The following is a 24495-nucleotide window of genomic DNA, read 5'->3' as shown; positions in this document are numbered from 1 at the left end:
TAAGGGATTTGAGCACAACACGAGTGAACCCGCTACGTTGAACTTCACAACCCCACCCGCCGCACCGATTCTCTAATCACCACCTGTCCGGCCAGTTCGGTGCGCTGAGCAATACCGAGCGCCAGTGAAGGCGTCATCTGTTGTGCCAATAACTGTAGCGCGGCGCGGGCAATCGTCTCAAACGGCAGATGCACCGTGGTGAGCGAAACCGGCAGCATGTCGAACGGCAGGATGTCGTCCATTCCCATCACGGACATATCCTCCGGCACCCGTAGTCCGTGCTGATACAGCGCGTCGATCACGCCGATGGCCTGATTATCCGCCGCGCAGAAAATGGCGGTCACCCCCAGTCTGTCGGGGTTCGCCGTCAGCCAGCGCAGCAGCGCATCACGTGCCGTACGCGGGTGGAAATCCGGTAGCGAGAGGATGAGTTCCTCATCCACGGCGATACCTGCCTGCATCAGCGCATCCCGATAGCCGCGTTCCCGCTGTTTGATCGTCATGCGCGATGTCCAGGTCAGATGCAGGATCCGCGTATGTCCTTGGTCGATCAGGTAGCGCACCGCCGCTGCCGCCGCATAGTGGTTGGCGGGCGTGACGCTGCTCAGGCGCATCGAGGGATCTTCCCCGTTGATCAGCACCGCCGGAATACCGCTTTCCGCGACGGCGTTCAGCAGCGTTGGGTGGTCGTCATTCACAATCAGAATGCCGCTCTCTTTTCCCCCTTGAAGCTCACGCAACAGTTGCTGTTCGTTAATGGTATCGTGCTCTCCCAGAAACGGGCGCAACTGGATATTGCGTTGCAGACAGAGCGTTTTCAAGGCGTTAATCAGCGTTAGCGACACCAGATTGTACTCACTTTCCAGCATCAGGTTGCGCGGCGTCGCCAGCAGGATGTGGCGCAACGGTTCCGTTTGCGCCACAGTCGCCTTAGCCACCTTGTGCAGCGGATAGCCCTGCTCGGTCGCAATCGCCATGATGTGCTGCCTGACCTTGGCGCTGATCGGCGCCGTCCCATTCAGCGCACGGGAAACCGTGCTGATGGAAACTCCCGCGCGGTCAGCAATATCCTTGAGTGTCGCCATTATTTCATCCCCGTGTTGGCAATCCCCGTCGTGATGTATTTTTGCAGGAAGACGAACACCGCCGTCACCGGCAGAAGCGAGAGCATCGTCATCGCCAGTATATAGTGCCACTGCACCGAGAACTGCCCCTGAAACGCATTCAGGCCGATTTGCAGCGTAAAATTATCCTGACTGGAGAGGACGATCAGCGGCCAGAGGAAATCATTCCAGCGCCAGATCACCGAGAAGATCGCCAACACCGCCAGCGCGGGCGCGGTTAATGGCAGGATGATCTTCCAGTAAATCCGAAACTCGCTGGCGGCATCAATGCGCGCCGCCTCGATCAACTCATCAGGAATAGTCAGCATATATTGCCGCAGTAGGAACACACCGGTCGGCGTCGCCACTGTGGGAATAATCACCCCCCACAGGTTGTCGCCCATGTTCAGGCCAATCACCACCAAGAATGTCGGCACCATCACCACCGACAACGGAATCATCATGGTGGAGAGAAACAGCGTCAGCACTGTGGCGCGCCCACGAAACTCGTATTTCGACAGCGCAAACGCCGCCATCGAACTGAGCAACAGGGTTAAAAGCGTCGCCATCACCGTCACGAACACGGTGTTCTTCAGGTAGGTGGCAAAGTGAAACTTCGTTATTGGCGTCGTGTAATTCTCCGTCTCCAGATGCAACGCCTTCATTGGCACCAGATCTTTGGTCGACACACGCACCACCTCGCTCGGCGCATCCGGGTTCACCAACTGCGCAATCAACCCAATGCGACGCACCAGCGCCATCGTTTTCGCTTCGCCGTCTTCCTGCTTAACCTGCCACAGCTCCAGCGGCTTCGGGTACTCCGGCAGCGTGATGGTATCCGCCGCCTGCGGCAGAAAACTCGGTGGAAAGCGATTGATCTCCGCAGGCGTTTTGAACGACGACATCGCCGCCCACATCACCGGAGTCATCACCAGCAGCGTCCCCACCACCAGCCAGACCCAGCTCATGATATCCGTAATATGGATGCGTCCCGGATGACGGGTGCGGGTGAGAAATGCGATTATTTTCATCATGGCTCCCGTTATTTTTTCCCTTCCAGCCGACGCGTCAGCAGGAACTGCAATGCCGTCAGAATCATCAGCACCACGCCCATCAATACCGACGCTGCCGAAGCCAGCCCGTAAAGCGAGGCATTCGATGAAAAGGCGGTCTGGTAGATGTACTGCACGATAAAGCTGTTGGCCGTGCCGGGGCCGCCGCCGTTGGTCAGCACCCAGGCTTCATCAAAGATCTGCACGCTGTTGATAGTCAGCAGAATCACCACCACCAGAATATTCGGTGCCAGCAGCGGCAACGTCAGGCGATAAAAGCCCCGCCAGCGCGAGGTGCCGTCCACCGCCGCCGCCTCGTAAATATCACGCGGAATGGCCTGCAACCCAGCCAGCAGGATCAGGGTATAAAACCCGACGTGAAACCAGACAGAGACAAACACCACCCAGAAGCGCGAAAACGTCGGATCGAGCAGGAAGGTAATCGGCTGCCCGCCCAGCGACGACAGCACCAGATTCAGCAGGCCGTTGCAGTTCAGGAACCACTGCCAGATCAGACCAACGACCACCGGCGACAACAGTACCGGATAGAAGAACATGGCGCGGAAAAAGCCACGGGCGATAATCTTGCGGTTGAGGATCAGTGCCGTCACCAGCGCCACCAGCAGCGTACAAAGCACGTTGAAAAAGGTGAACGACACCGTGTTGTAGACGCCGGTCCAGAACAGATCCTGCTCACAGCTGGATGGCTCGGCGTAGTTGCCACAGCTCAGCAGCGTGGAAAAGTTATCTACGCCGACGTAGGGGCGTTCCCACAGCAGAATATTGGTGCCGCCGGCAAAGGCATAGCACACCGCCAGCAGAATCGGAATAAAGACAAAAACGGCGAACAGCAGCATATTCGGCGCGATAAAAAACCACGGCATCACTTTGCGGCCACCGAGTTTTTGTAGCAGATTCACCGCTTTTTCCACTGGCGTCACCAGCTTATCGATCAGCGATCCTGCGGGCAGTAAGGCAATCTTTTTCATGTCGTCCTCTCCCGTCGCGATAGTTAGTGCTCGGTACAGCGCGGCAATGTGTCATCCGTTTTGCCATCGAACAGATGGCAGTACGTTGGCGGAAAGCGGACGAACACCGATTCACCTGCGGCGAACTCGCGGTGCTGCGCCAGATGGACGATCATCTCATCGTCAATACCGCCCATTCGCCCGTAGATAAAGGTTTCATGCCCCATCATTTCGCAGCGATCGACGCACAGCGCGATCCCCTCGCCTTCCCCCACCAGTTCACAATGTGAAGGGCGAATGCCGAGCGTCACCGCTTGCCCGACGGTACCGATAAACGGCAGCACCAGACGGTTACCAGATGGACATTGCACTTCGACGCCGTCCGCGCGGGTCGCGACGATCTGCGCTGGGAACATATTCATGCGCGGTGAACCGATGAAGCCCGCGACAAATTTATTTTTCGGTCGATTGAACAGTTCCAGTGGCGTGCCAACCTGCTCGATACGCCCCGCGTTCAACACCACAATGCGCTGCGCCATGGTCATTGCTTCCACCTGATCGTGAGTGACGTAAATCATAGTGGTGCGTAGTTTCTGGTGCAGGCGGGACAGCTCGCCGCGCGTCTGCACGCGCAGCTTGGCATCCAGATTGGAGAGGGGTTCATCAAACAGGAACAGCTCGGGTTCACGCACGATAGCGCGACCAATCGCAACACGCTGCTGCTGCCCACCCGACAGCGCGCGCGGTTTGCGATTCAGATAAGGTTCCAGCCCCAGCATACGGGCCGCTTCATCAATACGGCTGTTGATTTCCGCCTTGGGGAAATACAAATTCTCCAACCCAAACGCGAGATTCTTACGCACCGAAAGATGCGGATAGAGCGCATAGGACTGGAACACCATCGCAATTTTACGCTCCGCTGGCGTGAGATCGTTCACCCTACGCCTGTCGATCCACAGCTCGCCCTGACTGATCTCCTCCAGCCCGGCAAGCATGCGCAGCAGCGTGGATTTCCCACAGCCCGACGGGCCAACAAAGACCATGAACTCGCCGTCATGGATCGTGAGGTCCACGCCTTTGATGATGTTCACCGCACCATAACTTTTGTAGACGTTTTTTAGTTCCAGACTCGCCATTGTTAGCCCTCGTAAACAGAATCTAAGTGCGCCAATAACATCAGCATGACCAGCGCCTGCCCGTAAGGCACGGCAACATTGGGAATATCGCGATAAAACTGTAAATCGTGTCCCATCGCCGTGCCGTCCGAGACACCTTGCACCACACCCTGTGCATCAATCTGCGCCACCACGGCGGCATAGCCTTTGTCTAGCACCTCCTGCGGGAAAGCGTGCAGCATGCCCAGCCGCCGTGCCGTCAGAATACCGGCGATAAACCCCGCGCTGGCAGAGGTTTCCAGCGGCGAGTCCGGGTCATCCAGCAACGTGTGCCACAGGCCGGAATCGTGCTGACAGCGCGCCAGCGTTGCAGTTTGCTGTTCCAGAATCGCCTCCAGCGTGCGCAGTACCGGCGCGGAGAGTTGATCCTGCGCCAGCACCCGCATTTCCGGCAGCACCAGTGTGATCCAGGCGTTGCCGCGTCCCCAGAACGCATTCGCATAGTGATGGCGACCGACGAACGTCCAGCCGTGATACCATAGCCCGCTGCGCACATCGGCCAGATAGCGGGCGTGTGTAACGAGCTGGTATTCCGCTTCTTCGATCAAGTCACGACGAGAGAGCAACCGGCCCGCGACCACCAGAAACAGGCCCGCCATAAATAGCGTGTCATCCCACAGTTGCCCGGTATTCGGTCGCTCTTTCACCGTGTGCTGGAAGCCGCCGTCCTCGGTTTTCGGCAGCGAGTGCAATAACCAGTCCGCCCAGTCGCTCACGGTTTCACGCCACTGCGCGGGTGCATCCGGTTTGTCCTGACACAGCAGCGCCAACACCAGCATCGGCGCCGTCGAGTTGATCTGACGCGGCGGCAGCCCGGCATCCAGCTTTTGCTGATACCAGTTCGCCAGCGTCGTCAGCATAGTGTCATCCTGCGTCAGATGCGCCAGCTTCCAGAAACCGTACAGCCCGACGCCGACTTCCCAATCCCACTCTTCGAATTGAATCGTCAGTCCGGCATCCGGCGTGTCGTCCTGCGTCACGCTGTCGATCGCTTTCAGGCGGCAAAATGCCCGCGCCACCTGCGCCAGCCGCGCTTCGGTTTGTTGTCGGCCAAGTGAACCTGTCTGCATGTCATGGATTTCCTGTGTTGAACTGCGGGACGACCGGGACATCGTCGGGAAAAATGAACGGCTGTTGCGCCACGCTGAATCCTGCCGCGTAGCTAAAAGCCAGTTCGCCGTAATCGGGATCGTTGATACATACACCGTCGCTATCCGAGACCAGCAAGCGCCCCCGGAAACGGGCAACGAATGCAGCGAATCCTGCTGCGCCATCGCCGCTGTCCACGGCAACGAACCACACATTTTGTTCGCCATAAGCCCGCAGTTCGCCTTCTGCCTGTTGGCCAGTGGTTGCAAACCGCTGTAATCCGGCAGGATTATGAAACGCGGCATAGCCATTGCCACCGCGAACGAAACACCAGACGTCTTCAACGATGACCTCATCCAACGCAGTTTGCGGCAGGTAGAGGTGTGTCCACGGGCGGACATCCTGTTGCAGATCGAACACTATCAGCGCGCGGTTGCGATGCTGCATCAGGTGCGGTAAACGCCCATTCCCTGCCCAGTAAGAAGGACGATGTACGCCATCCGGGCGATCTTCACCGGGGTGGTTGATCCATAGGCGGGCGGCATAGTGCGTGCCCAACCGCACATCCAGCAGATGTTGTTGATGTCCGGGCTGGCCGGGGTGATGATCGAAAACGGAGGAAAAAGCGACGTCGCGCTGCTTCCAGGCAATGATGCGGGCGCTGCGGTTCAGCCCCTGCACCCAGCGTGCTTCTGCACCGTGCGGCAGTGACCAGTGCGCAATCCGATCCGTCGTTTTCGGCGGCTGATAGTCGCTTAGGCACAACAGCGGCAGCGCGGCGCAGTGCGGAATTAGCCAGCCCTCGCCCCACATCAGCGCGCACAGGCCAGACAGTTCGGTCAACATGCCGGAACGCAGCTCTTTATCGTAGGCGCGCCCCATGGTGCCAACCGCGACGCCGTTCTGATGCACCCACGCCGTCATCAGCATGATACGGTCAATCACCACGCGAGACTTCTCGCGCAGATCGGCGTCCTGCGCCAGTTCGTACAGCGTCACCAGCCCAATCAGGTCGATGGGGTAATAGGCCGCCGAGTTCCACTCCACCAGCCCGTGTTCCAGAATGGAATCAAACCAGCGTGTCAGGCGTTCGTGGGCAATCGCCTTCTGCTCCAGACCGCGACGGCCACTGCACGGGAAGGTGTCATCAGGGAAGTTTTGTCCCGCCAGATACTGCGCGACGTGGAAACACAGGCAGTGGTTTTCACTCCAGAACCACATGGTGTCGTTACCCGGTTCATCAATCCAATAGCGGAAGCCGAGAATGGCGCTGCGCACGCGTCGCCAGTCCTGCGGCGGTAGCGCTTGCCCCTGATAACGCTGCCATAGCCAAATCAGCGGCACCAGTTGGAAATCCGCACAGTCTTCACGGCGGCTGATTTTTTGCAGTGCACTGTTAAGGATCGGCGCAGCAGCATCGTTGCCCTCGCCCGTCGCGACAATCGCCAGCAGCCGCCCGAGGCGCTCAAAGCCGTGCAGCGCGGTATGGCGCAATAGCGCTTCACGCCGTGCCGCCAATGTCGGTAAGTCAGGCATCGTTTGTCCAGGCATGCGCCCAAAGTTGCGGGTGCGCGTCAGCGTAATGCCGTTGCAGGTCGCGGCGCAAACCAGATCGTAGTAGCCAACCAGAACCGCAGGCAGATCCAACTGCCAGCCCAGATTGCCAGCATGCAGAGTCTGTTTCTGCTGCCAGATGGGGACGGATTCGTTGACGTTGCCAATCAAGCGATGCGCCATCGTCACGGATTCCGGCAACGGCTGCGTACTGTTCAATACCAGCACGGGCGGTTGGATCAGGTTATTCTCCAGCGTCAGCCCGTTCATCCAATTATCCAGCGCGGTCAGGGATTCGCTGAGCGCCGCGTCTTCATCAAGCTGCCAGAAAAGTGCCTCTTCCCCCTGGTAGCACAGGCTGAACAGGTAATCGGTATCGCGCTCGCACAGCTCTTCGCAATGCACCACTAGCGTGTTCAGCCCTACTTGTAGCGGCAGCGTGATCGCACAGGTTTGCTCGGTGTTGCGGGTAAAGGGCGTAAAGCGGGAAACCTGAATACCGTTCAGCCACAGCGTAACGCCACCACAGGTACTCAGGGCAAAAGGTGCCGCCTGCACGTTGTCGCTGTAAATCACGCAGCGGGCAAAGCGCTGAACGTGAACCGGACACGGCCAGAAATCACTGAAATTCACGCTGCGGCTTTCATCGCCGCCGCTCCACATCAGCGGGAAACGTAAATCCTCCGGCAACGCCACCTCACGCTTTGCCTCTTCCTGCAAAAAACGCACACGACAGGGCAAAACGCCAACATCGACAAAGCCGTTAATAAAGCGGTAATTCACCTTATCCGGCAGTGTATCCGGCTCGGCGAAATAACGTTTCTCCGTCAATTCAGTCATCAAGAACCGATTAATGACGCCGTTCTTCTTTAATTTCCAACCGATATTCATACGGAATCCTGTTTACGGCTTTGATAAATAAAACAACGAAAGTATGTCTGCACTTATTTGCATTTTCGCTGTGCACACGCTGCCAATATTTAGGTTAATGAATCACTTTCTGCATCGTAATATCGCAATTAGAATGCAAATTTGCATAAAATCATCATTTGCATTCATTTATTGACATTTCGCATTAATAAATAAAATTCTCACGTTTATATATGTGATTAATATCACATATATTATTTATTTAAATAAACATTTAAAATATCTTTAACCTGCTTCACATAAATCAATCAGGGTTCTGTCCATGATTACATGATGAAAATGACAAATGAATGCAAATTTGCATTAATTAAAAGACAGGATTAATCGCACAAAGAAAAATAAACCCCGTTAACAGTGACAGGGTATTTACGCCATTAATCAAACATAAGATGTGCTCATCAACGGAGAGGTTTATGATGCGTTACAACACCGCGTTATTTTTTTCCGCCTTTGCTCTGGGGTTATTCAGCGACAGCGCATTAGCCGCCAAAACGAAAATAATATTTTTATATAGTGACGATGATCCTGAATTAGTGCATTTCATGGAACAGAAAGTGAAAGCGTTCTCCCAGAGCAATGAGCGCATCGATGTGAATTTTGTCAGCACGGGCTATAACGCGCTGCAAACACAACTGCCGATGCAGCTGGCGGCGGGCTTAGGCCCCGATATTGCCAAAACCACACAAATGGGGCTGCTCGGCTATACGCTGGATTTGCGCCCCTATCTAAAAGACCCTGCCGCATTCGAGAAACGCTATAGCGCGGGTATCGAAAAGATTATGCGCGTGAAAGGCGTGCATAAAGCGGATGCGCTACCGGGCTTTGTCGCTTCCTGGACTGCCGATCTGCCGTTCATTAACGTGACGCTGTTTGAACAGGCGGGCGTTCCTCTGCCGCAGCCGGGCTACACAATTGATGATTTGATGAAAGCCTCGAAGCTGGTCGCGGAAAAAACCGGCGTGCATATCCCCTTCACCATCGACCGCAGCGGTTTCCGCTTCTCCGGCCCAGCCTACTCTTATGGTGCACGTTACGATAAAGACGGGTTGATCAACTTCCCGGATGCGGCAGCGCAACAGTGGATTAAAGATCTGAAGCGCTGGTCGGATGAAGGCGTGTTCCCGCGCGAAATGTGGGGCGCGGCGGGCGGCGGCCAGTACAAGAGCATGGCGGACGATTTCGTGAACGGCAACATCGTGACCTACTTCTCCGGCAACTGGTTGTTGAACCAGTTCAGTCAGCAGATTGGCGACGGCTTTGACTGGAAAGCGCTGCCCGCGCCTTGCAAAGAGAAGTGTATTTCGATGGGCGGAGCGACTTTTATCATGCCGTTTACCACCACCAAACACCCGCAGGAAGTCGCCGAATTCATGGAGTGGCTGGGCAGCGAACCGCTACAACGTGAGATTGCCGAGCGCTTCAATATCATCGTCGGCGCGGATATTACCGATCTGCACTACCAGACCAAAGATAAGCACGTGATCGAAGGCCTGAACACCGCGCGCGAAGAGATCAAAAAGATCCCGTCTTATGTCTTCGATTGGGAACGCATGGAAAGTCTGGGCGCGAACGAACTGTACCCCATCATCCTGACACGCTTTACCCAATATCTGAACGATCAGGTGTCGTTTGATGAGTATCTGCGTCTGACGTCAAACGATGTGAAGCGCCTCAACGAAACGATCGCGACGAATCAACAACAGCGGAAAAGCGCACAGTGAAATGGCAACTGAGGGAGATCGACATTGATGGCGATCGCCCTTTTGATCGGGTGCAGGAAAGTGCGTTGTGCGAACAGCGCTGGCCGGGGCAAAACCGCTATTTGCTGGTCAGCGGCGGTTTCACCCGGCTGCTGCACTGGCATGACGGCCTACTGACCTGTCGCGGCTGGGGTTGTGGGCGATGCAGTTGCTGACCCGCAGCGCCCGCGAACTGACCCAACGGCTCAACAGCCTGCCAGAGCCGCCGCACGATTGATTGCCTGTCATGATTATGCGTTATACAGCCATCCGTTATAAAAAATAAATAATACTGGAGACATCAATGCGATCACTCACTCGCAGAACGTTCGTCAAGCTCGGTGCGGGCAGCGCCATTACGCTGGCTGGCGGCTTTTTTCACGCTAACGCCGACACGACCGCGCCCGCCGGGCCGTTGCGCATTGCCATTATTTCGGATGTCCACGTCCACAATATTTACGGCAACTACGATTTTGACGGCCTGCCCGATGCGCAGACCGGAAAGAAGCTCACCATTCGCACTCTGAAAGATTCGGTGAATTCGACCCGCATCTTCAACGAACCCTACTTTGCGCTGCTGGCTGCGCTGGACGAATTGGCAACACAGCAGGTGAAATACGTCGTGCTGTCTGGCGATTATTCTGATGACGGTCAGCAGCCTACCGTAGAAGGCATTGCCGCCATCCTAACGCAGTATGAACAGCGCCACGGCATGCGCTTCTTCGCCACGCCCGGCAACCATGATGTTAATCGCCCACAGGGGGATGACTCCTGGCAAAGAATGCTCAACGCCGACGGCAGCAGCACCATGCTGAGCAGCAAACCCGGCGTTAAGCTCGGCGACGCGCAGTCGCTGATTGTCACCGCCAAAATGCAGGCGCTCGGCTATGAACGCGGCCTGCCGCTAATGAAGCCGTTTGGTTTCTTTAAACGCGACGACTTCCTGCACTGGGAAACGCCGTTTGGCGACAGCGATGAACTCAGTAAACGCCAGTACCTCGCGCGCTCGCCGGATGGCAGCAAGCAGTGGAATATTGTGGACGCGTCCTATCTGGTGGAGCCGGAAGCGGGACTGTGGCTGCTTTCCATCGATGCCAACGTGTATCAGGTCAAAGACGGCCCGGAGAAACGTGAAAGTATTGAAGGCTATTCAACCAGCAGTAACACGGGCTGGAATGCGCTGCTGACCGAGAAACCGTTCATGCTGCCGTGGGTGAAATCGGTAGTACAGCGGGCGAAAACGCAGAATAAGAAGCTGCTGGTGTTTTCGCACTACCCGCTGGTGGATTTTCTCGACGGTACGGTAGAGGACGAAAAGAAACTGTTTGGCAGCAACAGCTTCATTAAACGCACGCCGCGACTAGAGGTCGCCGAACAGGCGCTGGCAGCCGGAATCCGCCTGCACTTCAGCGGCCACCTGCACGTCAATGACACCGGCGTGTATCGCGGTTCACAGGGGACATTGGTGAATGTCGCAGTGCCGTCGCTGGCCGCTTATCCGCCCGCCATGAAGCTGGCGACCCTGCATAGCGATCGGGTCGATATCGATACGCTGGTGCTGCGCAACGTGCCGCAGTTCAACCATCTGTTCCGGTTTTATCAGAAAGAATTGGATCGCACCGGTGAACCACTGGGCGACATTCTGAAAAGCCGCGATTATTACGACTTCCTGCACCATCATCTGGCGCTACTGGTACGCCAGCGTTTTCTGGTGAAAGACTGGCCGGAAGATTTATCTCCTCTCATTAATACGCTGAACTGTGGCGATTTGCTGTGGATAGCGCAGCAGCAGGAAGCACTCAGCGCCAACGCGCTGCCTGACGCAGCCGCCCGCAAACCGAAGGCAGCCACAGGCACAGAAGGGTTACAGACTATTTCCCTGCTCACGCTGGTGACCGACTGGTACTGCCTGCGTAACGGCAGCGATCTCGCCTGGCAGGATATTCCGTCTGAGCGGGTGAAGCAGTACCGCGCGCTCTTGGCAGCCTACACGCCGACGGCCACGCTGCCGCCGGACAGCCTGCAATACCGCTTCGGCCTGATGCTGAAAATCCTCGCTGGTTATATCAACGATGAACCCGCCACTCGATTTGTGGTTGATATGCAGGGGAATTTCGTCACGGTGTGATGTGTTCTTTTAGTCACATTGGTTATGGTTATGCCGATGCGATTTCGTGCGCTTCGGGCACCGTTCTCTTCATGCTACGCCGTAGCACGCGCCCGACATAGGGGGCTACGCCAGCCCCCTATGAACCCCGGCTTTTGGCGGAAATTATGCCGTGAAGAGAAAAACCATCGCGATATGATTTAACTAGGTTTTGTCAGCAGTGTGGCGCACGAAATATAAGCACCATTCCTGCTCCTCACACCAAATCCCCCTAATGTCGACTTACATACTTTTTTACCGATTCCCTCTGTCGTCATCGACAAAAAGTGGTATGTTATAATATAACAAGCTAACCTTTTACCGATGACAATGACAAGTTTTTACTCCCTCTCTGCGCTAAAGCGCGTGTTACTGGTTTCCCTGCTGTTGTCGCTGTTGTGGCTATTAGTTGGGTGGGCGGTGATGTTGCCATGATTGCCCTACAGGAATTGGCCTTTGGCTACCGTCGCCAGCCACCGCTCGCGACACTCAGCGGATGCTTTCATCAGGGATCGCTGACGGCGATTATCGGTGCGAACGGCACGGGGAAATCAACCCTGTTGAAAACACTGGCAGGTCTGCTGCCGCCGCTTTCCGGCACCTTCAGCCTCGGTGACGGCGGCAAAAAAAAAGATAACGCTATCGGTTATTTACCGCAGCTCTCCGAATTCGATCGGCAGTTTCCTATCAGCGTACGCGATCTGGTACTGATGGGATCGCTGCCCCATCGTGGACTGTTACGGAGTATTAATGCCCGTTGGCATCGCAAAGCCACCGATGCGCTCGACGCCGTTTCCATGGCAGATTTCGCCGAGCGGCATATTGGCGTCTTGTCCGGTGGGCAGCTACAACGCGTGCTCTTCGCGCGGCTGCTGCTGACACAAGCGCCGATCATTCTGCTGGATGAGCCTTTTACCGGCATCGATAGCCACACCACGCAGGCACTCTTGCAGATTATCGAGCAGCTTCACGCCGAAGGCAAAACGGTCCTGGCCGTACTGCACGATCTGGAACTGGTCGATCAGCACTTTCCGACTATCCTGCACCTTACCCCGAACGGCCATCGCTGGGGGGACGCTCAACCGATCTTACACAGCCTGCGTAAGGCTGACAGCAATACGCCAATGCTCAGGATCGTTACGTCATGATGCTATTTCACCTGATGACTTCTCCTTTTGCCGAATTCGGTTTTATGCGTCGTGCGCTGGTCGGCTGTCTGGTCATCACGCTGAGCGCCACGCCGCTGGGCTGCTTCCTGCTATTGCGGCGCATGAGCCTGATTGGCGATGCGCTGTCGCACGCGGTCTTACCCGGCGTAGCCATCGGCTACCTCATCTCCGGGATGTCACTGCTGGCGATGGGAATCGGCGGTTTTATTGCGGGGCTATCCGTCGCCATGCTTTCCGGCTTTGTCACACGCCACACGGAATTAAAAGAGGACGCCAGCTTCGCCGGTTTTTACCTCGGTTCGCTGGCGCTCGGCGTTACGCTGGTTTCCCTACGTGGCTCCAGCGTCGATCTGCTGCATGTGCTGTTCGGATCGATTTTGGCGGTGGATCGCGCCGCGCTGATCGATATTGCGTTGATCGGATCGACCTCCTTGCTGGTGCTGGCCGTTCTTTATCGGGCGCTGGTGATTGAATCATTTGACGTCACGTTCCTGCGCATCACGTCAGGCCGCTATCGTGCGCTGATCCACGGCCTGTTTTTGTCGCTGGTGGTGCTGAATCTGGTGGCCGGATTCCAGCTGTTAGGCACGCTGATGACGGTCGGCATGATGATGCTGCCTGCCGCCAGCGCCCGGTTCTGGACGCAACGCCTGCCGGTCATGCTCGGTATTGCGGTGCTGCAAGGAATGCTCGCCAGCCTGATTGGGTTGCTGTGGTCTTACTACGCCGAACTACCTGCCGGGCCCGCCATTATCCTGACGATTACGCTGTTTTTCTGTTTCTCGGTCTGTGTCGGTCACCACGGTGGGCTGCTACGCCAGCGGCGTTGATCGATGAATCTCGTTATCTGTAACTTTCTGTGAGGGAAAAATGAAACGTTCACTGTTAGCTATCGCGTTATCCGGCCTGCTGCTTAGTCCACTGGCGATGGCAAAGAATCTTGATGTTGTTGCCAGCTTTTCCGTACTTGGCGATATGGTCAGCCACATCGGCGGCGATCGCGTGACCGTGACCGATCTGGTGAAACCCAATGGCGACCCGCATGAATTTGAACCGTCGCCGAAAGACAGCAAAACGCTGGCTCACGCCGATCTGGTTTTCGTGAACGGTCTGGGGCTGGAAGGCTGGCTCGACAGGCTGGTCACTGCCTCCGGCTATCGTGGTGACGTCATCACAGCATCAAGCGGCATTGAAACCCGCACGCTGGTGGAAGACGGAAAAACGGAAACTGACCCCCACGCCTGGAACAGCATGAGCAACGGCGTGATCTATGCACACAACATTGTCAACGCGCTAGTGAAAGCCGACCCTGCTAATACTGATTACTATCGTCAGCAGGGTGAAGCCTACATCAAGCAGCTACAGGAGCTGGATAGCTACGCGAAGAAAGCCTTTGCCGCGATTTCACCGGAAAAACGCAAGGTGCTGACCAGTCATGATGCGTTCGGCTATTTCAGCCAAGCCTACGGCGTGAAGTTCCTGTCGCCGGTGGGCTACTCCACCGACTCTGAAGCCAGCAGCAAAAAAGTGGCCTCGCTGATTAAACAAATCAAACAAGAGAAAGTAAAAAGCTACTTCATTGAAAACCAGACAGATGGGCGTCTGGTGAAGCAAATCGCCAATGCCAGCGGCGCACAGCCCGGTGGTGAATTGTACCCGGAAGCCCTGACCGATGCCTCCGGCCCCGCCGCAACCTATACGGCGGCGTTTAAGCACAACGTCGATACCCTCGCCGCCAGCATGAAGTAGATAAGCAATACTTAGCCAGCACACAAGGGATCAGGAAAGACAGCGCCACGGATGGCACTGGGTTTCGCTTACACCAGCGTCAGATTGAATGTTTTACCTTTCAGTTGCGCTTGCACCTCGGGCACCAACCCACTGTCCGTGATGATATCGGTTAGCTCCGACAACGGCGTCACGCAGAACAGCGAATACGCACCGTATTTACTGCTGTCAGCCAGCAAGACCCGGCGGCTGGCATTCACACCGAGATCCTGTTTCACGCCCGCTTTCTCTTCCGTCGGCGTGGTCACGCCTTTATCCAGGCTCCACGAGTTACAACTAATAAAGGCGATATCGGGGTAAATGCTGCGTAACAGACGACGGCCGTGTTCACCAATACAGGACTGGCTGCTGTCATCAATACGCCCACCGATAATCGTCACTTCGATCTGCTTGAACTCAGACAGAAACAGCGCAATTTGCAAATCGGCAGTAATCACCCGCAGCGGCAAATGCGTCAGGTTACGCGCCAGTTCCAGCATGGTCGTTCCCGCATCCAGTACCACCGCGCTGCCCGGTTTGACCAGCGTCGCGGCGTAGCGAGCTATCGCCTGCTTTTCCTGAAGACTGCGCTGTAATTTTTCATTCGTGGTCGGCTGGGAGGGAATAAAACGATTGAGCGTTACACCACCATGACTGCGGCTAATCACGCCCTGCTCGTCCAGCTTGATTAAATCACGACGGATCGTCGCCGGAGAGGCGTCGATCACGGACACCAACTCATCGACTGTTACCAGATTATGGCTTTTCAGATAATCCATAATCTGATCAAGGCGGCTCTGCCCTCTTACTTTATCCCCGCTCATGAGGAAAGCATCGGTTAATGTAGGCTCCACGGCGATATCCATCTTGCTGTTGTTAGGCTATCTATTCTTGATTGCAGGATACCAGAAACCTTTCCAAACGCGGGAAGGAAGATATCCTGCAATGCGCACTGTATCGCGTTTTATTCGCTTACAAAACCTGCCATCAACGGTGAGGCGTTGCCGTGAATCAGGCCAGCTGCATCGCGAGCTGAATAGAAATCGCCATGCTTTCAGACTTCGCTTTCCCCGTCCAGGCAATGTCAAACGCCGTACCGTGGTCAGCGGAGGTGCGAATAAACGGCAATCCGGCCGTGATGTTCACCCCATCATAGAAGCCCAGCAGTTTGAGCGGAATGTGTCCCTGATCGTGATACATCGCTACCACCATGTCGTACTGGCCTTCATACGCCTGCAAATAGACGGTATCCGGCGGGCACGGGCCATAAACATCAATACCTTTGGCCTTCATGGCTTCCACTGATGGCGACACGATTTTGATCTCTTCATCACCAAACAGGCCATTCTCCCCCGCATGCGGATTAACCCCGGCCACGGCGATACGTGGGTGGGTAAAACCGACACGTTTGAGGAACACATCCGCCATCTCGATCACCGTTTCCACACGATCGCGGTTCAGCGTATCCAGGAATTTACGCAGTGCGATGTGCGTTGAAACATGGATTACCTTCAGCTTGTCGGTATACAGCACCATCGCATAGTCGCGGCTGTTGGTCAGTTTCGCCAGCAGTTCGGTATGGCCCGGATAAAGGTGGCCTGCCGAGTGCAGCGCTTCTTTATTCAGCGGCGCGGTCGCAATCGCGTGGACTTCACCCGCCATCGCCAGCGACGTCGCTTTCTTGATACAGCGATAAGCCAAATCGCCCGCCTGCGCCTGAACAACGCCCGGCTCCAGCGCCTGAGGATCTTCCAGCGGCTCATCAATGATGTTGATCACGCCTGGCGCGAAGACAGCGTCAGCCGGTTTATCAATAATTTTCAGCTCGACAGCTGGCACCACATTCAGCGCCAGAATACGTCGCATCGTCTGTACGCAGCCCACCACCACGGCAGACGCGCCAGAAAGCTCGCCTTCGGCCAGAGACTTAATAATAATTTCCGGTCCAATCCCTGCCGGATCACCCATCGTTACCGCAATAATTTTACTCACTGACCTTCTCCTCAATAAAACGTAAAACGTCGAGCAAAGTAGTTTCGTTGCCAAAACCCCCCGCTTTAGTCATCACAGGGGTCGTGCCGACAACGCTGTTCAGCAGGTATCCCCAGGGTACACAGGATGCGATTTGCCCTTTAATCTGAAAGCCGGTCGCGCCCAGTGCGGTTGCCACGGCAATCGCAATATCACCACCGGATAAATACAACCCGCCCGGCAGAAACCGGTTAAATCTGTCCACTGCCGGGCCATTGAGTGCCTGAACAACGCTGCGCGTAAGTTCCCCCAGATAGTGGCTGATCGTTTCACCAAGCTGCTGTCGGCTAAGCCCAAGCTGCTGGCACCGCGCCTCGATCTCGAAGCGCTGATGTTCGTTATGGCAGGTACGAATAATGCAATGGTGGCCGTTCATCAGCGCCGTCACCGCGTCCTCACACTGGGAGGCCATGACGGTGGATGAATGGGGTGAAAAGAGCGCGTTGATATCGATATCAACCAGCGTGATATCACTGCGCAGTCGGATAGCCGCAATCTGTTTTTGAGCGATATCACTCATTGATCCCACGACAGCCAGCAGCGGCTTTGCCGTTTTGCGCGTAAAATCCTGTGTATTCGCCAATGCTTCACTCAAGCCTGCCGAGCCGACCAGTAAAGGACGAAACGGTAACGTCCTCGCGGCGTGAACGATATGCGTCAGATCGTCCTGCACGTCCGTATCAAGAATAATCAGACGTACGCCCTCGTCCGCCAACTGCTGCAAACGGTGGGCTAAATTGGCCTGACGTACCTCATCGAGGTGTATTTCCGCCACAGGCAAAGCGGTTTGTTCCGCCAGACGGGCAGCGATAGAAGCCGAGGTCACCGGCGTTTTCGGATCGCTGGCAAATTCAGTATCAGTAAGCAGACGCCCATTCACCCAGACTTCGCCTTGGTGGGTCACGCGTCCCAACGTCGGTGAAGCGGCGGCAATCAATGCAATGGGTATCCCGGAGGCAAAGAGAGCCGCGGTCACTTCTGATCCCAGGTTCCCACGCAGCGTCGAATCAATTTTCTTAACAATCCAGCCCTGACCACCGACGGTCAACCATGCTTCAACCGCTACGGTAGTACGCTGGAATGCTGTCTCTTCACTCGCCGCACGGCTGTCGGTGTTGATAACCAACGCATCGCCCAGTAAATCCGCATGCAGTTTATTAACGTCAAATACGACGCTAACCCGCGCGCCATGCTGCGCCAGACCGACGCCCGCATCATTGGCACCCGTAAAATCATCAGCAACTACTAATACCTGTTCTGCTGATTGCTGCACGTTTGGCATACCTCATCCCCGTGTCATGATTACCCGATAATGATTATATTGAATCACATTTGATTATATGTGAGCAATATCAAATTATTTAAAAGGAATTTCACCTATAAATTATCACCACGATGCGGAAAATGGCGTTTGGTTGTGATGAAACCAGCACCATTTGACTGAAATCAATCACTATCGCAACCATTATCATCGCGATAACGCTCTGGCGAAGAAGAGACAAGGCAAGGTAATAAGCATGAACATCAATAGCACTATCCTCAGCGGTTACCGGGTACTTCAGGACATCAGTCACCTGTTGGCAGGGAAACAGCACGTTTTATTTGTCACCGACAAAAACATCGTCGGACTGCCTGACGTTCAGGCGCTGATCGCACACGTTAAGCAAGCCGTTCCGGAGGTTCTGTTAATTGATAATGTTCCTGCCGAGCCAAGCCAGCATGACGTTGCCCAGATACTAAGCCAACTCACGCAAACCCAGACCGATCTGGTGATCGGCGTAGGTGGCGGTAGCGTACTGGATGTCGCCAAACTGCTTTCCGTGCTGTGCGCGGGCGATGACAGCGTCACGCTGGATAGCCTACTGGCAGGAGAGAAGCCGACTCGCCGCACGACATCCCTGCTCATCCCAACCACGGCAGGAACCGGTTCAGAGGCCACGCCGAATGCCATTCTGGCGATCCCGGAAAAAGAGACCAAGGTCGGCATTATTACGCCAGTGATGCTGCCGGACTACGTTGCGCTGTTGCCGGAACTGACCATCAGCATGCCGTCGCATATCGCCGCTTCAACCGGTATCGATGCGCTCTGCCACCTGATCGAGTGCTTCACCTCGACGATTGCCAACCCGGTCAGCGACAACTACGCGTTGATTGGCCTGAAAAAGCTGTTTGCCAACCTCGAAACCTCCGTGCGCGAACCGAACAATATGGAAGCCAAGCTCAATATGTTGTGGGCGTCCTATTACGGCGGGGCTGCTATTGCCCACTCGGGTACGCATCTGGTTCATGCCATGTCTTATCCGCTTGGCGGCAAATATCACATCCCGCACGGCGTGGCGAACGCCATCCTGCTCGCCCCTTGCATGCGTTTCGTGCAAGACGCCGCGCAGGACAAATTCGCACAGGCGTATGACCTACTGCCGGATGCCGACCTGACGTTGAGTACCGCGGAAAAAGCGCAGGCGCTGGTGGCCTATTTCAGCGAGTTGGTTAAACGACTCAATCTGCCTAACACCTTACAGCAGCTCGGCGTGGAAAAAGACCACCTGCCGTACCTGGTTGATGCTGCGCTACAGGTTCAACGTCTGATGAAAAATGTACCAACGCAGGTCAGCGCCGACGATGTCCGTGAGGTTTATCTGACCCTGTTTTAAAGCGCGCAGCGCTGAATAACACCGATGTCGCATCGAGATACACGGGGCGACCACAGGGGTGAGGCATCCCTACGGGAACCTCCTCCTGTGTTTCCCCTAACCACGGGTTTAAGTGGACGGTATTAGGCTCTAAATAATGCGGTTTTAAATTTTCATCTTTTTGATTACGTGTCACGAGGAAGAACAATGACTAAAAATATTACCGGCGTCCTAACCGCCATCGTCACGCCATTTGATAACCAGGGCGAATTTAACCCCGCAGCCATGCGCCTTCAGGTGCAGCGCCAGATGCGCTACGGCAACGGTATTTTCTGTAACGGCACCAACGGTGAGTTTTTCGTTCTACACACCGATGAGAAAGTTGCCGTCACAGAAACCTGCGTGGATGAAGTTGCCGGAAAAGTACCGGTTGTCGGCCACATCGGTGAAATCTCCACGCGGGAAACCATCAAGCTCGGTAAGCGCATCGCCGCGCTGGGTGTTGATGCCGTCTCGGTCATCACCCCGTATTTCATCCCACTCAAACAGGAAGAACTGATTGCCCACTACACCGCGGTCGCCGATGCACTGACTGTACCGGTGTTTCTCTACAACATTCCTGCACGCACGGGGAATACGCTGGCGCCGGAAACCGTCCGCACGCTGGCGGATCACCCGAACATCATCGGCATCAAAGACAGCGCAGGCAGCTATGAAAGCCTGAGCGGCTATGTGCAAGCGGTGAAAGGCGTACAGGGCTTTAACGTATTGAATGGCCCAGACTCGCTCATTCACCAGGGCTTTGTTGACGGCTGCTCCGCCTGTATTTCCGGGCTGGCTAACGTGGCACCGGAACCGATCAGCCAGATCTGGCACCGCTTCAACGCGGGCGACATTGAAGGCTCTCGTCAGGCACAAGAACAGGTTGCCGAATTGCGTAAGACACTGTACGCCATCGCATTCTCACCGGCTGTGGTGAAGAAAGCGCTGGCAATCATGGGTGAAGATGTCGGCGTCAGCCGCTATCCGATCCAGTTTTCCGCACAGGATGAAGACAACATCCGCAACATCCTTAATCAATTCTCGCAGTAACAGAGAAATATCAATTTCCACTTATAGGCCGAGAAGATATGAACCATTTTAATGTTACCGATACCCTCATCATTATTGGGATGATTGTGTTTTATATCGCATTCACCTCATGGTTAACGCTCAAATTACGCAGTAAATCCAGTACCGAGTTTATGGAAGGGTCACGCGCACTACCGGCGTTTATCGTTGGTATCCTGCTGATGACCGAATTCATCGGCGCCAAATCGACGGTCGGTACAGCACAGTCCGCTTTCGAGAACGGCATCGCGGCCTCTTGGTCAGTGATTGGAGCTGCTATTGGCTTCCTGTTGTTTGGGATGATTTTGGTTAAGAAAATCTACAACACCGGAAAGGTCACCATCTCTGGTGCGATCGCCGAGAAATACGGTACGTCCACCAAGAACATCATTTCCATTATCATGATCTATGCCCTGCTGCTGGTGAACGTGGGTAACTACGTCAGCGGTGCGGCAGCAATCTCCACCGTGCTGCACATCTCCCTGCCTGTAGCTGCGCTGATCACGGCGATTGTGAGTACCTTCTACTTCTATTTTGGCGGCCTAAAAGGCGTGGCTTATGTCACCCTGATTCATAGCGCCGTGAAGTACGTTGGCGTGATGATCATCCTGTACGTCGCGTTGAAAATGACTGGCGGCTTTAAGCCAATGATCGAACAAATGCCGGATTACTACTGGACGTGGGACGGTAAAATCGGCGCCAGCACCATTTTCGCCTGGCTGATCGGGACTATCGGTTCTATCTTCTGTACCCAGTTCGTTATTCAGGCTATTTCTGCCACCAAAGATGCAACTTCTGCAAAACGTGCAACATGGGTCGCCTTCCTCTTCTGCATGCCGATTGCCATCGCTATCGCGATTATCGGTGTCGCGGCGAAGTTTGCTCACCCTGAAATCAATAGCCTGTACGCTATGCCGATCTTTCTACAGGATATGAATCCATGGGTTGCAGGTTTGGTGACAACATCACTGGTCGCGTCGATATTTATCAGTGTGAGTACCGTAGCACTGGCGATTGCCTCACTGATTGTTAAAGACTTCTATGTCCCGTATTACAACCCAACGCCAGAAAAAGAGATGAAGATGACGCGGGTGTTCTCGCTCATCATCGGATTCCTGCCGCTGGTCTTCGTTTTACTCGTACCTGAAGTCCTGAAACTGTCATTCTTTACCCGTGCAATCCGCCTTTCTATCTCGGTGGTCGCCATCATTGCCTTCTATCTGCCGTTCTTTAACAGTACCCGAGGCGCCAACGCTAGCCTGATCTCTGCCTGCGTGGTCACTTCCATCTGGTACCTTCTCGGCAACCCGTATGGCATCGATAACATGTATGTTGCGTTGGCTACGCCAGCTATCGTCATGCTGATCGATCGCATGATTCCGAACAAAGAACACAAAATCAAAGTATCTCCACTGAAAACAAATCAGGAGCATGAGTCATGAGTAGCGAAACCATTACCGTAGAACGTAGCGGAAAAGTTCATCACGCAGAAGGCGATGCCGCGCGTCTGGATGCCTACATTCCATCGGAATGCCCGCAGAACCATGCCGCTAACCTACTCCATCTGCCAAATGGCGATGTCCTGTGCGTCTGGTTCGGTGGCACACAGGAAGGGATTGCAGATATCTCTATCTATATGTCCCGTCTGGTAAAAGGCAGCGGTGGCTGGAGTAAAGCCGTTAAGCTGTCCGAAGATGAGACTCGTTCCGAGCAGAACCCGGTGCTGTTCCTCGCACCCGATAACGTGCTGTGGCTGCTGTATACCGCGCAGAAATCCGGTAATCAGGACACCGCCATTGTACGCTACCGTCAGTCCACCGATTTCGGTGCCACCTGGGGCGAGATCGGCACGCTGCTCGATCAACCAGGTACCTTCATCCGCCAGCCCATCACTGTACTGGAAAACGGCGACTGGCTGCTGCCGGTGTTCTACTGCCGCGTACAGCCGGGTGAGAAATGGGTCGGCAACAACGATGACAGCGCCGTGAAAATCTCCAGCGATCAGGGAAAAACCTGGCAGGAATATCCGGTGCCAAACAGCACGGGTTGCGTGCATATGAACATCACCCTGTTGCAGGACGGCACGCTGCTGGCGCTGTACCGCAGCCGCTGGGCGGATTTCATCTATCAAAGTCGCTCAACGAATGGCGGTAAAACCTGGTCAGACCCAGTGCCGACCGATTTGCCGAACAACAACTCTTCCATTCAGGTGACCACGCTGAAGAATGGCCATCTGGCGCTGGTGTTCAACCATATGAGCGCCGCCGATGCCACCGAGCGCCGTCTGTCGCTGTACGATGAAATCGAGGATGAAGAGGACAAAGCCAGCAATGCCAAAATGCCGGAAGTGCAAGCGGGCAGCCGCAGCGCTTTCTGGGGTGCTCCACGCGCGCCGATGACGCTCGCCATTTCGGAAGACGGCGGTAAGAGCTGGCCGTGGCAGCGTAATATCGAAGTAGGTGACGGCTACTGCATGACCAATAACTCCACGGAAAAGCTGAACCGCGAGTTCTCTTACCCTAGCGTCAAACAGGCGCAGGACGGTAAGCTACACGTGGCATTCACCTACTTCCGTCAGGCGATCAAGCACGTCGTGGTGAGTGAGGAGTGGGTCAAGGCAGGTTAAGGCTGTAGATCGTTTAAAACCTGAGATACACGGAGCGACCATGGCGCGAGGCTTCCCTACGGGAACCTCATCCCCGTGTTTCTCCTAAAAGTAGGCTTAAGGTTAAATCACGCAGCTTTTTCTCTTTTCCAGCGGGGGATCTCCCCCGCTATACCTGGGATACGATTATGATTGCAGGAAACCTCAACACCCTCAAACTCGCCACACTGCCCGATGCGCTGTGGACTATTCTGTCCGCACCGGGCATGTCGTTAGCTGAACTGAATGCGCTGCCCGAAGGCCGTTATCAGCCGGAAGGCGCCGAATGGTTCTACAACATCGGCACCGTGAACACCGCACCGCGCGCCACGCGACATACCGAATTTCACAGCAACTATCTCGATATTCAACTGATTCTGGAAGGCGAGGAAATTATCGGTTACGGTCTGAATGATGTGCATGGTCAGCCCGCGACTGAACGTAAGCCGGATCTCTATATTCTGGATAATCCTCAGGTGCCGCATCAGATCCATCTGCGGGCAGGCGACTTTGTCACGTTTTATCCGGGCGAAGCGCATCAGGCGCTGTGTGCGATTAACGACAGCCCAGCCCCGGTCAAAAAAGCCGTGTTTAAAATCCCCGTCACGTTGTTGCAATAAGAACGGTTGTATCAGAACGGTTGAATATTAAGGAGACGTATTTCATGTCAGCGACAGCCCCTAAACACGTCCTAATTACCGGTAGCAGCTCAGGGATCGGTGCCGCCATCACACAAAAATTACTGGCGGAAGGCTGGCGGGTAACCGGTCTGTCACGCAAGCCGGGTGACTATTCACATCCACACTTTACCCACCGCGCGGTGGATATCATGGATACACCCGCGTTGACGGCCATTCTGGACGAGCTTACGCAGGTTGATGCCGTCATCCATGCCGCTGGCATTATGAAAGCCGCCCCGCTCGGTCAGCTTTCGCTGGAAGACGGTGAAACGCTATGGCGCTTGCATATCAACGCGGCACAGGTGCTTGCCGATCGTCTGGTCGGTAAACTACCGCAGGGTGGAAGAATTGTACTTCTGGGCAGCCGCACATCCAGCGGTTCGGCAGGACGTAGCCAGTACGTCACAACCAAATCCGCGATGATCGGTATGGCGAGAAGCTGGGCGGCAGAACTGGCTCCACGCGGCATAACGGTAAACATCGTCGCGCCGGGCGCCACAGAAACCCCGATGCTGACCATGCCGGGGCGGCAGAGTTCTCCGCCGAAGCTGCCGCCAATTGGGCGCTTCATCCAGCCACAGGAAGTGGCCGATCTGGTAGGTTATTTGCTCTCCCCTTCTGCGGCAGCCATTACCGGCCAGCAGTTGGTGATGTGTGGTGGTGCATCGCTGTAATTCATTACGATTCACGTTCCAAACCGGCCCC

The 24495-nt window shown here is 55.2% G+C and carries 21 protein-coding genes; 12 read left to right on the top strand and 9 right to left on the bottom strand.

The features are described from left to right. Positions 1-44: 44 nt before the first annotated feature. The 6 genes from ACKQAD_RS02070 to ACKQAD_RS02045 are packed head-to-tail and all read right to left on the bottom strand — an operon-like array spanning position 45 to position 7832. A complete protein-coding gene (locus tag ACKQAD_RS02070) occupies positions 45-1085 on the bottom strand; it encodes a LacI family DNA-binding transcriptional regulator (RefSeq protein WP_409158607.1) in 1041 nt (346 codons plus the stop codon). Continuing rightward, positions 1085-2137, bottom strand: a complete 1053-nt coding sequence (locus ACKQAD_RS02065; protein ID WP_409158606.1) for a carbohydrate ABC transporter permease — start codon at positions 2135-2137, stop codon at positions 1085-1087. The genes ACKQAD_RS02070 and ACKQAD_RS02065 overlap by 1 nt, the downstream gene beginning before the upstream one ends. Before the next feature lie 8 nt (positions 2138-2145). Then, the gene (locus tag ACKQAD_RS02060) at positions 2146-3144 is read right to left on the bottom strand and encodes a carbohydrate ABC transporter permease (RefSeq protein WP_409158605.1); all 999 of its coding nucleotides are present in this window, start codon (positions 3142-3144) and stop codon (positions 2146-2148) included. Positions 3145-3167: 23 nt separating this feature from the next. Continuing rightward, positions 3168-4259 carry an ABC transporter ATP-binding protein gene (locus tag ACKQAD_RS02055; protein ID WP_409158604.1) on the bottom strand — a complete coding sequence of 364 codons (1092 nt, stop codon included), beginning with the start codon at positions 4257-4259 and terminating at the stop codon, positions 3168-3170. Positions 4260-4261: 2 nt separating this feature from the next. Continuing rightward, the gene (gene bglB / locus ACKQAD_RS02050; RefSeq protein ID WP_409158603.1) at positions 4262-5368 is read right to left on the bottom strand and encodes a beta-galactosidase BglB; all 1107 of its coding nucleotides are present in this window, start codon (positions 5366-5368) and stop codon (positions 4262-4264) included. Between the two features lies 1 nt (position 5369). Then, a complete protein-coding gene (locus ACKQAD_RS02045; RefSeq protein WP_409158602.1) occupies positions 5370-7832 on the bottom strand; it encodes a hypothetical protein in 2463 nt (820 codons plus the stop codon). Positions 7833-8284: 452 nt separating this feature from the next. Here ACKQAD_RS02045 and ACKQAD_RS02040 point away from each other — a divergent pair, with 452 nt between their 5' ends. The 6 genes from ACKQAD_RS02040 to ACKQAD_RS02015 all read left to right on the top strand — a co-directional run bounded on the left by ACKQAD_RS02040 (position 8285) and on the right by ACKQAD_RS02015 (position 14674). Next, a complete protein-coding gene (locus ACKQAD_RS02040; protein WP_409158601.1) occupies positions 8285-9592 on the top strand; it encodes an ABC transporter substrate-binding protein in 1308 nt (435 codons plus the stop codon). Beyond that, positions 9589-9786, top strand: coding sequence for a hypothetical protein (locus ACKQAD_RS02035; RefSeq protein WP_409158600.1), 198 nt, complete (start codon positions 9589-9591; stop codon positions 9784-9786). Before ACKQAD_RS02040 ends, ACKQAD_RS02035 begins: the two co-directional genes overlap by 4 nt. 128 nt (positions 9787-9914) lie before the next feature. After that, positions 9915-11738 (top strand): metallophosphoesterase, encoded by a 1824-nt coding sequence (locus ACKQAD_RS02030; protein ID WP_409158599.1) that lies wholly within the window; start codon positions 9915-9917, stop codon positions 11736-11738. Positions 11739-12187: 449 nt separating this feature from the next. Then, the gene (locus ACKQAD_RS02025) at positions 12188-12904 is read left to right on the top strand and encodes a metal ABC transporter ATP-binding protein (protein ID WP_409158623.1); all 717 of its coding nucleotides are present in this window, start codon (positions 12188-12190) and stop codon (positions 12902-12904) included. After that, on the top strand, positions 12901-13755 hold the full coding sequence (locus tag ACKQAD_RS02020) for a metal ABC transporter permease (RefSeq protein WP_409158598.1): 855 nt from the start codon (positions 12901-12903) through the stop codon (positions 13753-13755). Before ACKQAD_RS02025 ends, ACKQAD_RS02020 begins: the two co-directional genes overlap by 4 nt. A gap of 40 nt (positions 13756-13795) precedes the next feature. Continuing rightward, positions 13796-14674, top strand: coding sequence for a metal ABC transporter substrate-binding protein (locus ACKQAD_RS02015; RefSeq protein ID WP_409158597.1), 879 nt, complete (start codon positions 13796-13798; stop codon positions 14672-14674). Between the two features lie 68 nt (positions 14675-14742). Here ACKQAD_RS02015 and ACKQAD_RS02010 read toward each other — a convergent pair whose 3' ends face one another. From ACKQAD_RS02010 to dtnK, 3 genes are all read right to left on the bottom strand, one after another. Continuing rightward, on the bottom strand, positions 14743-15558 hold the full coding sequence (locus tag ACKQAD_RS02010; RefSeq protein WP_409158596.1) for a DeoR/GlpR family DNA-binding transcription regulator: 816 nt from the start codon (positions 15556-15558) through the stop codon (positions 14743-14745). A gap of 145 nt (positions 15559-15703) precedes the next feature. Continuing rightward, positions 15704-16684 (bottom strand): D-threonate 4-phosphate dehydrogenase, encoded by a 981-nt coding sequence (locus ACKQAD_RS02005; protein WP_409158595.1) that lies wholly within the window; start codon positions 16682-16684, stop codon positions 15704-15706. Continuing rightward, a complete protein-coding gene (dtnK, locus tag ACKQAD_RS02000; protein ID WP_409158594.1) occupies positions 16677-18005 on the bottom strand; it encodes a D-threonate kinase in 1329 nt (442 codons plus the stop codon). The genes ACKQAD_RS02005 and dtnK overlap by 8 nt, the downstream gene beginning before the upstream one ends. Before the next feature lie 235 nt (positions 18006-18240). Between dtnK and ACKQAD_RS01995 the strand changes: the two genes are divergently transcribed. The 6 genes from ACKQAD_RS01995 to ACKQAD_RS01970 all read left to right on the top strand — a co-directional run bounded on the left by ACKQAD_RS01995 (position 18241) and on the right by ACKQAD_RS01970 (position 24464). After that, positions 18241-19377 (top strand): iron-containing alcohol dehydrogenase, encoded by a 1137-nt coding sequence (locus ACKQAD_RS01995; protein WP_409158593.1) that lies wholly within the window; start codon positions 18241-18243, stop codon positions 19375-19377. A gap of 186 nt (positions 19378-19563) precedes the next feature. Beyond that, positions 19564-20448, top strand: coding sequence for a dihydrodipicolinate synthase family protein (locus tag ACKQAD_RS01990; RefSeq protein ID WP_409158592.1), 885 nt, complete (start codon positions 19564-19566; stop codon positions 20446-20448). Between the two features lie 38 nt (positions 20449-20486). Continuing rightward, the gene (locus tag ACKQAD_RS01985; protein WP_409158591.1) at positions 20487-21908 is read left to right on the top strand and encodes a sodium:solute symporter family protein; all 1422 of its coding nucleotides are present in this window, start codon (positions 20487-20489) and stop codon (positions 21906-21908) included. Beyond that, the gene (locus tag ACKQAD_RS01980; RefSeq protein ID WP_409158590.1) at positions 21905-23092 is read left to right on the top strand and encodes a sialidase family protein; all 1188 of its coding nucleotides are present in this window, start codon (positions 21905-21907) and stop codon (positions 23090-23092) included. Before ACKQAD_RS01985 ends, ACKQAD_RS01980 begins: the two co-directional genes overlap by 4 nt. A 167-nt stretch (positions 23093-23259) precedes the next feature. Further along, positions 23260-23730, top strand: coding sequence for a NanQ anomerase/TabA/YiaL family protein (locus ACKQAD_RS01975; protein WP_102117332.1), 471 nt, complete (start codon positions 23260-23262; stop codon positions 23728-23730). A gap of 44 nt (positions 23731-23774) precedes the next feature. Further along, complete coding sequence (locus tag ACKQAD_RS01970; RefSeq protein ID WP_409158589.1) at positions 23775-24464, top strand: SDR family NAD(P)-dependent oxidoreductase; 690 nt, start codon at positions 23775-23777, stop codon at positions 24462-24464. Positions 24465-24495: the final 31 nt, after the last annotated feature.

Source organism: Pectobacterium artocarpous (assembly GCF_046159765.1).
Taxonomy (GTDB): domain Bacteria; phylum Pseudomonadota; class Gammaproteobacteria; order Enterobacterales; family Enterobacteriaceae; genus Pectobacterium.
Note: the sequence above shows the minus strand (reverse complement) of the source record. Positions and strands in the feature narration are given on the sequence as shown.

What these genes read in the sequence shown, in the direction of transcription:
- ACKQAD_RS02070 (WP_409158607.1), bottom strand. Translation starts at nt 1,085, where the DNA reads ATGGCGACACTCAAGGATATTGCTGACCGCGCGGGAGTTTCCATCAGC.
- ACKQAD_RS02025 (WP_409158623.1), top strand. Translation starts at nt 12,188, where the DNA reads ATGATTGCCCTACAGGAATTGGCCTTTGGCTACCGTCGCCAGCCACCG.
- ACKQAD_RS02045 (WP_409158602.1), bottom strand. Translation starts at nt 7,832, where the DNA reads ATGAATATCGGTTGGAAATTAAAGAAGAACGGCGTCATTAATCGGTTC.
- ACKQAD_RS02015 (WP_409158597.1), top strand. Translation starts at nt 13,796, where the DNA reads ATGAAACGTTCACTGTTAGCTATCGCGTTATCCGGCCTGCTGCTTAGT.
- ACKQAD_RS02040 (WP_409158601.1), top strand. Translation starts at nt 8,285, where the DNA reads ATGATGCGTTACAACACCGCGTTATTTTTTTCCGCCTTTGCTCTGGGG.
- ACKQAD_RS02020 (WP_409158598.1), top strand. Translation starts at nt 12,901, where the DNA reads ATGATGCTATTTCACCTGATGACTTCTCCTTTTGCCGAATTCGGTTTT.
- ACKQAD_RS02030 (WP_409158599.1), top strand. Translation starts at nt 9,915, where the DNA reads ATGCGATCACTCACTCGCAGAACGTTCGTCAAGCTCGGTGCGGGCAGC.
- ACKQAD_RS02065 (WP_409158606.1), bottom strand. Translation starts at nt 2,137, where the DNA reads ATGATGAAAATAATCGCATTTCTCACCCGCACCCGTCATCCGGGACGC.
- ACKQAD_RS02060 (WP_409158605.1), bottom strand. Translation starts at nt 3,144, where the DNA reads ATGAAAAAGATTGCCTTACTGCCCGCAGGATCGCTGATCGATAAGCTG.
- ACKQAD_RS02010 (WP_409158596.1), bottom strand. Translation starts at nt 15,558, where the DNA reads ATGGATATCGCCGTGGAGCCTACATTAACCGATGCTTTCCTCATGAGC.
- bglB (WP_409158603.1), bottom strand. Translation starts at nt 5,368, where the DNA reads ATGCAGACAGGTTCACTTGGCCGACAACAAACCGAAGCGCGGCTGGCG.
- ACKQAD_RS01995 (WP_409158593.1), top strand. Translation starts at nt 18,241, where the DNA reads ATGAACATCAATAGCACTATCCTCAGCGGTTACCGGGTACTTCAGGAC.
- dtnK (WP_409158594.1), bottom strand. Translation starts at nt 18,005, where the DNA reads ATGCCAAACGTGCAGCAATCAGCAGAACAGGTATTAGTAGTTGCTGAT.
- ACKQAD_RS01980 (WP_409158590.1), top strand. Translation starts at nt 21,905, where the DNA reads ATGAGTAGCGAAACCATTACCGTAGAACGTAGCGGAAAAGTTCATCAC.
- ACKQAD_RS01985 (WP_409158591.1), top strand. Translation starts at nt 20,487, where the DNA reads ATGAACCATTTTAATGTTACCGATACCCTCATCATTATTGGGATGATT.
- ACKQAD_RS02055 (WP_409158604.1), bottom strand. Translation starts at nt 4,259, where the DNA reads ATGGCGAGTCTGGAACTAAAAAACGTCTACAAAAGTTATGGTGCGGTG.
- ACKQAD_RS01970 (WP_409158589.1), top strand. Translation starts at nt 23,775, where the DNA reads ATGTCAGCGACAGCCCCTAAACACGTCCTAATTACCGGTAGCAGCTCA.
- ACKQAD_RS01975 (WP_102117332.1), top strand. Translation starts at nt 23,260, where the DNA reads ATGATTGCAGGAAACCTCAACACCCTCAAACTCGCCACACTGCCCGAT.
- ACKQAD_RS01990 (WP_409158592.1), top strand. Translation starts at nt 19,564, where the DNA reads ATGACTAAAAATATTACCGGCGTCCTAACCGCCATCGTCACGCCATTT.